Genomic DNA, 12,320 nt, shown 5'->3' on the forward strand with positions numbered 1-12,320 from the left:
AGCGGATACCGGCCAATGTCATTAAGTTAAGGATTATATTGCTCTTTTGTAATTAGTTAAGGTTTTGTATTTACCAGACCTACGTTTGAGTTTTTTCACTCTTGGTAGTTTTCTGTTCGGCCTTATTGGTTCAATATATTGAGCAAAGAGGTTTTGTAATTGTATTAGTATTTTTTCAGGGTCTTTAAAAAGTAAAAGGCCTATGACTCTGTTCTTCATAATGCCAATGGCGGTATTTTTATTTATTTGATAGTCGTATTTGCGCTTGGAAACTTCATGATCGATTTTCTCCTGGGCTGGTTTGCTAATGATTTCCTGTAAGTTGGATAAGAAAACTGTTGCATGGAAATCCTGTAGAATTGTTTCAACTTTTTGTCCGCTGAAGGCTTCTAATTGCAACTGGTTCTTGAAGGAGCTGAACCTTGTTTCGATTCCCCAGCGCATAAAATAAAGTGCTTTAAATTCTTTATAAGGATATTGTTGTTGGTCAAATAGATTGGTAGCCAGCACTTCAATCGTTCCATCATCTAAAACAATGCGGATCAACCGTATCTTAATAGTTCCCTTTACTTTTACAATAAAACCCTGCTCTCTAAGCTCCCTCCGAATGGGTTTACTTGCTTTAATCATGCTGATCGCATCATTTACCCCGCTTTTTACAAATGCTGTTACCTCAGTACTGAACCCTACAGGGCAGCGCATTAAGAAGGGCTGTGGTGTTTCTTTGTTTTGATGATGAAACATGCTGATAAAGCCAGGATATGCACGATCGTAGATCAATAACATATCCGGCCCATAAGAAGGTATCCAGCTCAGAGCAATCTTTTGCTCAGAACAGCTGATGGGGTACATTCCCGCCTTTATAGTGATTTTATTCAAAACATCAAAGGCACACAGAACGCGGCCTAAAGTTACTGTACCCCGCTGATTTCCATGCGTTCCAAAATGTTCTGTTACTTCCTTCCTGTCGATCAGGTACGCTGTAGAACCATCTACCGCAATCACCCTAAATCCATTCCATCGTTTAATGTCAGCTTTATAATGAGTATAGAAACTATCGACTAACGTACTGTTTAAACAGCTGAAAAAGAAACTACTAATCTTTGAGCGCTGTTGACTGAAAGCAGACTTGGTGGCTTTCAGTTCCTGAAAACCCATATGATCGAAGAATGTCGATAACTCTATATCATAACTTCTTTTAAAAAAATTAAGCAGCATACATACTACCAGTTCAAAATGAAGCTTACGCCTTCTACTAAAGGCATTGCAAGAGTTGGTGAATAGCTGTCTTAACTCGCTATTTTGAGATGAAAGGGCAATAAAATTCCGTAAATCTGAAATGATCTTTAAGTTTGCTGACATACCACAGTTTTTTGATTCGTAACCATAAAGAACCGGATTTTATCCGGTTCTGAACTGTGGTGTTTCCTTAACTTAATGACATTGGGATACCGGCCCAATCACGTTTTTGAATATAACAAAGATGGCAACAGGTTTGAAACATACATCGGGGATATTAGGTGGGATGATGGGTTTACAATTGAGCCCGGTGAAGAAAAAGCAGTAACTGTAAGATTCCTTTTAGGTTGGAAAATAGAGCGCTACTTAAATATCGGCAGAAAATGGTGGATACACGAAGGGCCAAGATGCGTTGGAGAAGCGGAATTGTTTGAATTTTTATAAAATTAATCATAGCATACGCCGCCTTTAGTTGGTGCACGCGTGCCGCCCCCGCTGGCGCTTGCGGCAGCGTCGGATTTTATAGGCTAATCCCCCGTCACCTCGAAATACTAAAACTACCGCTTATTTCCACCACCTCACCGGGCGCCGAATTTTATAAGCTAATCACCTACAGGCGCAAGCGTAATCTACATCAGCAACACTTTCCAGGCATCCATTACCCGGCCGTTATCTAACAATTGTTTGGCTTTTAAATGCAGGTGCAGAGTGTGGGTGTCACTGGTGGCAGCATCAACCAGTTCTTTCATTTCATCGGTTTTGCTAAAAGCGCTTACCTCCTCATGGGATGGCAGCGTTTCAACAAGCCCCAATAGCCCCAGATCATTCCCGGTTAATACTTTGGAGTATTTAACCTCTATTGGAAAAGCATCTACACCGATACCTATGCCGGCGCTGCCTGTTGGTTTGGAAATTTTAAATAAATTATCACTGGTTACCCTGCAATACCAATCGCCGCCTAAACGGGCCACCAGATCTATTTTATGCGGGTCTATTTTATCATTAGCGTCCAAAATAGCTTCGCTGATATGGATCCGTTTCACCTCGGCAATAACCAAATTACCTGCGCCCCCGTTTTTTCCTAACGATATCACATCATTCACTGCACATTCCAATTGAACGGTCGACTCCGCTACCCTCGGTGGCTTTACCGTATCCGAAGCCAATTCGGTAAAGCCCGCTTTTGCAAATTCGTTTACCCCTTTTTTGTAATCCATACTGGTTAAATAGGTCTGTTGCACCATCTCGTAGTTCACAATATTGATCACACATTCAGGCACTTCCAAAACGTTTTCGAGTGTGTGCTTAGTGGTATTATCCCGCGCCCTGCTTGTGGGCGAAAAAACACATATTGGCGGGTTGATACTAAAAACATTAAAAAAACTAAACGGACTTAAGTTAACCTCGCCGCTTTTGTTGATAGTGGATACAAAACATATTGGCCGGGGTGCAATGGCATAGTGCAGATAAACCTGCATTTCCGCCGGTGTTAACGATGCTGCATCAATAGTTCTTAACTTCATTCAAGTTTTATTTAAAGCTTAATCGGCCAACCAGCTATTTCCTTTAATCCGGTACCAACCCTTTACGAGGAGCCAGGCGCCCCCGTTTTATTTAACACCGGCCTGGCCATCCGGCGAACGCCTCCATCTGAAATAAGCATCCAACACTTTAAGCGACGCAAGGTCCGGAACAGGGCCGGTATGCGCCGTTTGGGAAAAGTACATTACTACCGGACGGGCAGGGCTGTAGGCCGGCCATTCGGGCTTTCCGGCACCATTGGGGTCGCCATACTTTGCAAAGTTTGTCCAGTAAGTACTCATCGCATCCGAAATATCCAGGTTTGCTTTAGCCTGCGCACCTGAGGCATTAAGCAGGCCGAATACGTAAGCCACTTCCTGTGCATGCGGCGATCCATAACCTGTCTGCGGGGAACCTGCCGGATACTCGGGGTGTTGATCAAAATAATAATAAAAAACCTTAGATTTACCCCTTTTTGCCTGTAATGTAGCCCAGCTCCAGGTATGCCAGCCAAACGCCGCATCACGTGTTAAGTCGCGCGCGGTTTTTGCTACCGTACCTGTGCCGGGCGGATAAGCCTTGATAAGTTCATCGGCGAATTTTCCATAGCGGTTTTTTACTGCGGCGATATAGTCATCCGTAGTTTTAGGCGGCGAAAAACTGGCTCCTTCATCAGAGTTATAACCAACCAGTATCGGTATGTCGTTGTACTTCCCGGCTTCGTAGAGCCTGTACTGATCATCGGGAATCACCCAACCATCAACAATGGGCCATGCAAGCCCGCGTACGGCAGGGAGCTTATCAGCATCAACTTTTCGCAAACTGTCAATTGAGGGATACCCGGCACCTTTAGCATATGCTTCGCCGGCAGCCTCGGCATCATGCAGCTTTTTCATATTTTCGCCCGGAAAGGTTGTGGTACGCGTTGGGCCGAATGAGCCCCCGCTTTCGGAAATAGCCCCGCGAAACAGTCCTTTAGCCAATGGGCTTGCACATAACATACTAACCGCGATGCCTCCTGCCGATTCGCCAAAAATAGTTACCTTGCCAGGATCGCCCCCAAAGGCCGCGATATTTTGTTTAATCCATTTAAGTGCCGCTATCATATCAAGAAGGCCGTAGTTACCCGAAACGTGGTTGGGGCTTTCGGCGCTTAATTCGGGGTGCGCCAAAAATCCAAGCTGGCCCACGCGATAGGCGATGCTTATCAGCACTACATTTTTTTTTGCCAGATTGGCACCGTTATAAGCCCATTCGGCAGTGCCACCTGCATTGAAAGCACCGCCGTAAATCCATACAAGGACCGGAATTTTGCTATCGGGCGATTTAGCAGGCGTCCAAACATTCAGGTACAAGCAATCTTCACTTTTTCCCGACACAGGGTTGCCCCCCTGCATGGGTTCAGGGGCAAATCTGTCCGCCAAGCGCACACCATCCCATTTCGCGGCGGGCTGCGGAGGGCACCAGCGCAATTTGCCTACCGGAGGAGCGGCAAATGGAATACCTTTATAAACTGTGAGGCTATTTTCAAAGGTACCCTGCAGCAGCCCTTCATTTACCTTAACAGGAGCCGGTTGTGCATTGGCAGCTACCACAGTAAGCACTGAAGCAAGCATAAAAATTAAACGTCTCATAAAATTGCGATTGGTTGTTCAAAACTACCATTAAACCGCTAAATCGCAACTGTGAAAACAAGTATTTTACCGTGCTGGTGCGCGTTTCGCGGGTATCTCTAAACTAATATCAGATAAAGCACATGCGGCACATGTGCACGGTAATAAAAGTTACTCAAGCCTCGGGGCTGACGAAGCGAAGCTTCGTCATATACACAGATAAGCGCAAAGCTAATCTTCCCGGATTTAAGCAATGGTGGCAGTACTTTGTCACCATCAAGACTCCGTCAACTAGCCTCATCTAAAAAACATCAAAAAACGGATAAAAATATGCTAAAAAATCAGCCCCTGTTTGGATTAAGGGTGAAACACTAAACAAATACTCCAAAAAGTTTTAAATACTGATTATCAATAATTTAACTATGTTCGATGCAAAAACACAAACCACTGATTATCAACGAATAACATTTTTAACCTGTTCCGTTATTTTACACTTAAAAAATGGAACACATGGATTTTAAAAAAAAGAAGCACCGGCCTTTTTTCATTTTTTTTTCGGGAATCAAAAAATTGGGACAGCCCATTTGTTACAATGGTTTCTGGCCACAAACGCGCCTGCACATTATTTAAGAAACAAAAAGGGGCAGCAACCTACACCAGGCACTGCCCCTTTTTTGAAAAACTGTAATAAGCAAACCATTTAATACAGACGATTAATCTGCCCGGCTCTCCCCGCTCCCAAATATCATCCTTAGTGCCTGGTCGTGTGTTAAAAAGGCTATCGCCCAGTTATACAAAGTTTTAATTTTATTATTATAATTCACTAACGACATCAGGTGGATAAATAGCCATACGAATAAAGCTGCAATACCACTAAGGTGTACCTTGTGCTTAAACAAGTCGACCACGGCATTATGCCGGCCAACAATGGCCATATCTCCCCTGTCGAAATATTTAAATGGTTTTATGGCTTTGCCTTTTGCCATGGCTATAAAGTTCTTGGCGGTATTGCGTCCCATTTGTATGGCAACCTGTGCCAGTTGCGGGTGTCCTTTTGGATAAACCGGGTCGGTTATTTGCACACTGATATCGCCTATGGCATATACATCTTCAAGGTCTTTAACCCGGTTATATTCGTCAGTGATCATCCGGCGGCCTATGCCTAAACTACTTGCAGGGATCCCCTCAAAAGTATTGGCTACGATACCGGCAGCCCAGATCAGGGTTTTAGCTTCAAGTGTTTCACCATCGGCAAAGGTTATCACACCATTATTAAAATCGTTTACATGGGCATTTAATTTAACTTCAACACCCAACTCAATCAGTGCCTGGCGGGTTTCCTTGTGGGTTTTATCACTCATGGGGGCAAGCAAATCAGGGCCGCCATCAACTATGTAAATTTTACCTTTTGCATTCATTAGCTCGGGGTAATCCTTTTTCAGGATATAGTTTTTCATTTCGGCAAGCATACCAGCTACTTCAACACCAGTTGGACCGCCCCCGGCAACTACTATGGTTAAAAGCTTTTGACGCTCTATCGGATCGGTAGTAATGGCTGCCTTTTCCATTGTTTTAATAAGGCTGTTACGCATTCGGAGCGCGTCATCAATTTCTTTAAGGGAGATGGCATTTTGTTTGATACTCTCAATCCCGTAAAAATTTGTACTTGCACCGGCCGCGAAAACGAGGTAATCATAAGATAGCTCGCCATTACTCAAATAAAGAATCTTTGCCGCAGGATCAACCTTAACCATGGCTGCCATACGGAAACTCAATCTTTTATCCCTGAAAAGCTTACGGAAGGGATAGCTGATACTTGATGGTTCAAGGAAACTGGTTGCTACCTGGTAAAGCAGCGGTGTAAAATAATTGTAGTTATTTTTATCAACCAGGGTAACATCATAATACTTGTTTTTATATAGCTGCTGTGCAATGTTAAGCCCGGCAAAACCGCCGCCAACAATTACTATCTTTTTTTTGCCGCTTTGGGGTGTTATACTTGTCATGATACTTAATATTTTATAGGCAGGTAAAGCAGGATCAGGTCCCGATCTGAAAAATATTCCGGCTTCATTTGCCTCGTTTTTCTAACATAAATTTACTAAAGTTTATGGCAACCAGCCTCATCTTAGTGTAAATATTACACACTTAAAAACTCAACCCATTCCGCTGCATTACCTCACCTATGCGATACAAAATTGCGCAGTAATACCTGATTAAAAATGGCTAAAGTTCTGATGTTTTGGTCTATTTTACGGTTCGGGACAATTAATGATTGCAGTATGACAAATCGCAACCAAAACTGTTAATTCGAAGAAGATTTGAAAAACTAACTAAAGTAATTATTTAGAGTCTACTAATTTCATATAAAATATTTGAATAGAGTTAATAGACAATCTTTGGATTTAAGCTTAGCGCTTTTTGCGTTCCGCTTTTAGCTTTCAAATCCTGATACCTAACGGCTACTTAACCAGGTATTGAAGATTAGAAATATGAATAGGCGCGGGTTTATATTTTAATGAATATCCCTGGCGTGCTGATAACACCGCTTTAATTTCAGACATAATCGATAAAGCTATCTCTTCGGCCCCCTCTGCGCCTATATCCAAGCCTACCGGGCCATAGATGTTGTTCATTTGTGCTTCGCTGATAGATATGCCTGCATGTTCAACTTCTGCCAGCATACGCTCCAATTTCTTTTTGGGGCCGAGGATACCGATATAAGGTAACGATGTCGGTAATAGTTCTTTAAGCAGCGCTATCTCATAGTTATAATTGTGGGTCATCATAACAATAGCCGTACGACCATTGATCTTTATATTTGATAATACCTCAGCCGGTTTGGCAGTTACAATATTTTGAGCAACCGGGAAGCGCTGCTTAATGGCATAATTAGGCCGGCCATCTATCACGGTAATATTCCAGCCTAAAACCGCAGCTATCCGTGTTAAAGGAATTGCGTCGTTACCTGCCCCAACAATCACGAGCGAAATCACAGGTTTAATATGTTCTACAAAGGCAGTATATTCAGTATCAGCCTGGTAAAACCGTATTTCTGATCGCTGTTCCTCCAGTACCCTTTCGGCATCACTTACCAAAGTAACCTGGTATTGCAGGCGCCCGGGATGGCTTATCGTAAGTTTATCTTCGGTAAGGCAAAGGCAGGTACCGGGCTGTGGCGCTTTTCGGTCTTTAATAGAAAATACCGTTGCAAGTACGGCATGCTGACCATTGCTGACGATATTTTTCAACAGACTAATTGGGTTATTGATATCGCTGGTTATGGGTTCAATGAGAATATGGATAATACCGTTGCAACCCAATCCTACGCCCAGCTTGGCATCATCATCGTCGGTAGTATCATAGGTTACCAGTAAAGGTTGCTGCTGCAGGATCACCAGGCGGGCTTTGCGCAGGGCATCGCCTTCCAAACACCCGCCGCTGATGGCGCCGGTAAGTTGCCCGTCCTCAGTAATCAGCATACGTGCACCGGCCCGACGATAGGCAGAGCCTTCCACCAATACAACAGTAGCCAGGGCAGTTTTTTTTCCCAGCGCATATGCCTCATCATAGGCAGCAACAATATCAATGATCTCTTTCATCAGCAGCTTTACAGCTATATCAGTTTGTCGGGTGTTATGGGCAGTTCCCTTACCCTTTTGCCCGTAGCGTTATAAATGGCGTTTGCCAAAGCAGGAGCTACCCCTATCAACGAAATTTCGCCAATACCTTTGGTGCCTACCGGATTCAAAACCGGATCGGGCTTATCAATAAATATAGCTTCTATCTGCTGGATATCGGCATTTACCGGCACGTGGTAATCGGCAAAGTTACCGTTAATGTAGCGCCCGTAACGCTCATCAAAAACAGCTTCTTCAGTCATGGCCATGCCAACGCCACCAACCGCGCCGCCAATCATCTGGCTGCTGGCGGTTTTGTGGTTAACTATTTTTCCGGCATCAACACAGGCTACAATCTTCTTGATCTTTACCTGCCCTGTAAGCGGGTGTACATGCACTTTGGCAAAATGCGCCGAAAACGAGTACATGGAATATTTTTGCGCTTCTGGATTGCCTTTTGATTCTTGTGTAAGCTCAACCGAGGGCATATTGTTTTGCTTTAACACAGCAACGTAATCAATAGGCTCCATACTATCGGCAGGTTTGCCGGCCATGGTGTACAGCTTCTGTTTTAAAGCCACACACACATCATGCACCGCCGAACCAACAGATGATACCGTTGCCGATCCACCCTGCGTTGGCGCATTAGGAAAAGCCGAATTGCCCAGCTCAAACGTGATCTTATCCGCGGGAATCCCCAAAGTATCAGCAGCTATCAATACCATCGATGTGCCGGTGCCTGGGCCAATATCGCTCGTCGCACTCTGAATATTTACGCTACCATCAGCCATTAACTTTATTTTAGCCATGGCATTGCCCCGGTATGCACCAAACGCACCGCAGCCTATCCCGTAGCCTACCAGCCATTCGCCCTCTTTATTGGTACCAGGTTGTGCTTTACGATCGGCCCAGCCTATGGCCTCGGCCCCTTTCTGGTAACATTCCTTTAGGTATTTGCTCGACCATGGCTTGTTCCGTTCAGGATCGGTATCGGTATAGTTTCTTAGTCTTAGCTCTATGGGATCGAGGTTAAGCTTGTAAGATAACTCATCCAGCGCCGATTCAAGTGCGAAAGAACCTGTAGCCTCCCCCGGACCGCGCATAGGCGCAGGTACGCCTACATTTAAAGGCACTACCTTGTAAAGCGTATTTACATTAGGGCTGTTATATAAAAACTGCGATACATTTACTGCCCCCTCAGTAAATTCCTCATACACTGCCGTTTGCGAATGCGATTCATGGGTAATGCCAATCAGCTTACCATCGGCAGTTGCGCCCAGTCCTATTTTTTGGATGGTTAAAGGGCGATAACCTACCTGCGTAAACATCTGTTCGCGGGTAAGTGTAAGTTTAACCGGGCGTTTTACCAGCTTGGCTGCCTGTGCGGCTGCAATTTCATGTGGCCAGGTACGTAATGAAGAGCCGAAAGCTCCACCAACAAACCTCGAATTGATCTGCACATTATCGGGGTTAAGCCCGAACGCCGCAGCAATGGATCGCTGGGAACCTTTTACCCCCTGCGATTTGGTATACAGTGTAACCTTATCATCCCCATCCCAAAAAGCGGTGGTGACGTGCAACTCCATAGGGTTATGCACTTCGGTAGGAAGCAGATATTCCTCCTCAACCATTACCGGGGCATTTTTATAGGCATTTGCCTCACCGCGCACATAATCTTTATAATTACCTTTTTGCGGGGTTACTCCTTTATCTATGTTTTTATGAAAATCAGTTTCAAAAGGCTCCGTATTGTAAGTTGCTTTAACCAGGCTTGCCGCATAGGTAGCACGTTCAAAGGTATCAGCAACTACCAGCGCGATGGGTTGCGCGTTAAAGTAGATCTTATTATCATTAAATAACTTAAGCCCGCGTACCGGCCTTTCGGCTCCGGCCTGATAACCCGGTACTTTTGGCGCATTAAATGGCGTAATGACAGCAAGCACCCCCGGCGCACGCTCGGCAGACCTGGTATCAAGTGCAGTTACTGTACCAGAAGCAATGGTTGCCGATACCAGCACCCCATAGGTGAGGTTGGGGACTTTATACTCACCGCTGTATTTAGCTCCGCCGGTTACTTTTAACCGGCCATCAACACGGCTTAAGGAATCGCCAATTGCGTCTTTTTTCATGAAGATCAGTATTAAATCTATTAGCTAAATAGTTGTTAATTTATGATGCAAGGCCGGTGGCCAATTTTAAGGATTGTACAATAGCATTAGGTGCAAGCTTTAACTTAAACTTGTTGTACTCATAAGCTTTAGCTCCCTGCATGGCAATTTGCGCTGCATGCTTAAAATTATCTTCATTAACAGCTTTACCTTTTAAAAATGTTTCGGCAGTGGATAAACGCCATGGCTTATGTGCTACCCCACCCATCGCCAACCTTGCGCCTGTAATGGTATTATTTTCGATATGCAAGGCAGCAGCCACCGAAACCAGGGCAAAGGCATATGATGTACGGTCGCGGATTTTTAAATAGTAAACGTGTTTGTTATAAGCAGATGATGCTGTGGGCAGATCAACTGAAGTGATCAGCTCACCTTTTTGCAGGGTATTATCAAGTTCGGGATGGTCGCCTGGCAAGCGGTGAAAATCACCAATCTTAATGGCTCTCGGGCCTTTTACACCCGTTACGTGGATGGTGGCATCCAATGCGGCCAGCGCCACATTCATATCACTGGGGTTAACGGCAATACATTTATCGCTGGCGCCAAAAAGGGCATGCATGCGATTAATCCCCTCCAACGCTCCACAACCGCTTCCGGGTGTACGTTTATTGCAAGGCATGGCAGTATCAAAAAAATAAGGACAGCGGGTGCGCTGCATAAGATTGCCCCCAACGGTAGCCATATTGCGCAGCTGCGGCGAAGCACCGGCATTGATAGCCAGCGCCAGCAACGGGTATTGCGCCTTTATATAAGCGTGCTCAGCAACCTCACTATTGGAGGCTAAAGCGCCGATGTGCATACCTGTGGCCGTTTTTTCTATCTTTTTAAGCGGGAGGCGGTTAATATCAATCAACTTATCCGGTACTACCAATCCCATCTTCATCATATCAACCAAATTGGTTCCGCCTGCCAAAAAGTAACCGTTTGGTTCTTTTGCCAATGATTTAACGGCGACAGCCGTTTCGGCTGGTCGTGTGTATTGAAACTGGTTCATACCATACCTCCTTTAACTTCCTGAATAGCCTTAACAATATTGGGATAAGCGCCGCAACGGCAAATATTGCCGCTCATAAACTCCCTGATCTCTGTTTCAGAACCGGAATGGCCTTCTTTAAGCAAAGCCACAGCCGACATGATCTGTCCCGATGTGCAATATCCGCATTGAAAACCATCATGCTTAATAAAAGCCTCCTGCATAGGGTGCAGCTCTTCCTCTTTGGCAAGGCCTTCAATAGTGGTTATCTTTTTACCATCATTTGTTAATGCAAGACTTAGGCATGAGTTAACGCGTACGCCATTTACATGCACCGTACAAGCGCCGCACTGGCCGCGGTCGCAACCCTTTTTGGTACCCGTAAGGTCGAGGTATTCGCGCAGCACTTCCAGCAAGGTCACGCGCGGTTCAACCATCAATTCATGTTTTACACCGTTCACCTCCAGGTGCAGGGCTTGCTTTTCAAAAACGCCGGCAAGTTTCTCATCCCATTGGTTTTCGGCCGCTTTAACTACAGTACCCGGTGTTAAGGCAATGGCCGTTAACAGCGATGTTTGCTTAAGAAAATCACGGCGCGTTCCGTTTGAATTGTCTTCGCCGTCGGTTGGAGTGCAGGGCTTTGTTGTAGACATATACAGCGATTTATAATTACACCAAGATAGCACTTTTAATATCAATAACTCCGTAACAAATTTGTTTTGAACAATGAAAAATCCAATTATTCAATCGCTGCGCTTTTAATATTTCTTCTAACAAAAGTTTAGGGCTAACTTTAAGCAAATACTTCACAATGAAAATGATCCCACTTTTTAAATGCCGGGACTTACACCAGGCCGTTGGTTTTTACACTAACGTGCTTGATTTCAGGCTCAAATACCCAGAAGCCACCGCTGACGACGGCGTTATTGACCTAATAAGCGAATTTGGAGAGCTGCAGTTATCAGTATATGAAAGCGACCACTTATTTGGTTCGGTGGTAAATGTTTGGGTTAATGATATGGATAGCCGGTTTACATATTACCTATCCCGCGGGTTGGATACCTCAGTTAAAAAAGAATCGCCCATTCACCAGGGACCAACCGACCAAACCTGGGGAACGCGCGAGTTTTATGTTACGGATACTGACGGCAATACTTTACGGTTTTGCCAGCGGCAACGGTAGATA

10 protein-coding genes are annotated in these 12,320 nt (G+C 44.7%); 2 read left to right on the forward strand and 8 right to left on the reverse strand.

The features are described 5' to 3' along the window. Positions 1 to 33: 33 nt before the first annotated feature. Positions 34 to 1,362: an IS4 family transposase gene (locus BLP33_RS21095; protein WP_139160035.1), complete on the reverse strand. Its 1,329-nt coding sequence runs from the start codon at positions 1,360 to 1,362 to the stop codon at positions 34 to 36. A 75-nt stretch (positions 1,363 to 1,437) separates the two neighbouring features. Between BLP33_RS21095 and BLP33_RS21100 the strand changes: the two genes are divergently transcribed. Beyond that, the gene (locus tag BLP33_RS21100; protein ID WP_090532882.1) at positions 1,438 to 1,683 is read left to right on the forward strand and encodes a hypothetical protein; all 246 of its coding nucleotides are present in this window, start codon (positions 1,438 to 1,440) and stop codon (positions 1,681 to 1,683) included. A 185-nt stretch (positions 1,684 to 1,868) separates the two neighbouring features. On the opposite strand, the gene BLP33_RS21105 is transcribed toward BLP33_RS21100, so the two are convergent. From BLP33_RS21105 to BLP33_RS21135, 7 genes are all read right to left on the reverse strand, one after another. Next, positions 1,869 to 2,762: a flavin reductase family protein gene (locus BLP33_RS21105; protein WP_090532884.1), complete on the reverse strand. Its 894-nt coding sequence runs from the start codon at positions 2,760 to 2,762 to the stop codon at positions 1,869 to 1,871. Between the two features lie 87 nt (positions 2,763 to 2,849). After that, positions 2,850 to 4,394, reverse strand: coding sequence for a carboxylesterase/lipase family protein (locus tag BLP33_RS21110; RefSeq protein WP_090532885.1), 1,545 nt, complete (start codon positions 4,392 to 4,394; stop codon positions 2,850 to 2,852). A 692-nt stretch (positions 4,395 to 5,086) separates the two neighbouring features. Further along, positions 5,087 to 6,379 carry an NAD(P)/FAD-dependent oxidoreductase gene (locus tag BLP33_RS21115; RefSeq protein WP_090532886.1) on the reverse strand — a complete coding sequence of 431 codons (1,293 nt, stop codon included), beginning with the start codon at positions 6,377 to 6,379 and terminating at the stop codon, positions 5,087 to 5,089. A gap of 456 nt (positions 6,380 to 6,835) precedes the next feature. Further along, the gene (locus BLP33_RS21120; RefSeq protein WP_090532888.1) at positions 6,836 to 7,975 is read right to left on the reverse strand and encodes an XdhC family protein; all 1,140 of its coding nucleotides are present in this window, start codon (positions 7,973 to 7,975) and stop codon (positions 6,836 to 6,838) included. 14 nt (positions 7,976 to 7,989) lie between these two features. Then, positions 7,990 to 10,122 carry a xanthine dehydrogenase family protein molybdopterin-binding subunit gene (locus BLP33_RS21125; RefSeq protein WP_090532889.1) on the reverse strand — a complete coding sequence of 711 codons (2,133 nt, stop codon included), beginning with the start codon at positions 10,120 to 10,122 and terminating at the stop codon, positions 7,990 to 7,992. Positions 10,123 to 10,162: 40 nt separating this feature from the next. Continuing rightward, positions 10,163 to 11,155 carry an FAD binding domain-containing protein gene (locus BLP33_RS21130; protein ID WP_090532891.1) on the reverse strand — a complete coding sequence of 331 codons (993 nt, stop codon included), beginning with the start codon at positions 11,153 to 11,155 and terminating at the stop codon, positions 10,163 to 10,165. Beyond that, positions 11,152 to 11,787, reverse strand: coding sequence for a (2Fe-2S)-binding protein (locus BLP33_RS21135; protein ID WP_090532893.1), 636 nt, complete (start codon positions 11,785 to 11,787; stop codon positions 11,152 to 11,154). Before BLP33_RS21135 ends, BLP33_RS21130 begins: the two co-directional genes overlap by 4 nt. Positions 11,788 to 11,945: 158 nt before the next feature. On the opposite strand from BLP33_RS21135, the gene BLP33_RS21140 reads away from it, so the two are divergent. Continuing rightward, positions 11,946 to 12,317 carry a VOC family protein gene (locus tag BLP33_RS21140; RefSeq protein WP_090532895.1) on the forward strand — a complete coding sequence of 124 codons (372 nt, stop codon included), beginning with the start codon at positions 11,946 to 11,948 and terminating at the stop codon, positions 12,315 to 12,317. Positions 12,318 to 12,320 lie beyond the last annotated feature (3 nt).

Source organism: Mucilaginibacter sp. NFR10 (assembly GCF_900100445.1).
Lineage (GTDB): Bacteria > Bacteroidota > Bacteroidia > Sphingobacteriales > Sphingobacteriaceae > Mucilaginibacter > Mucilaginibacter rubeus.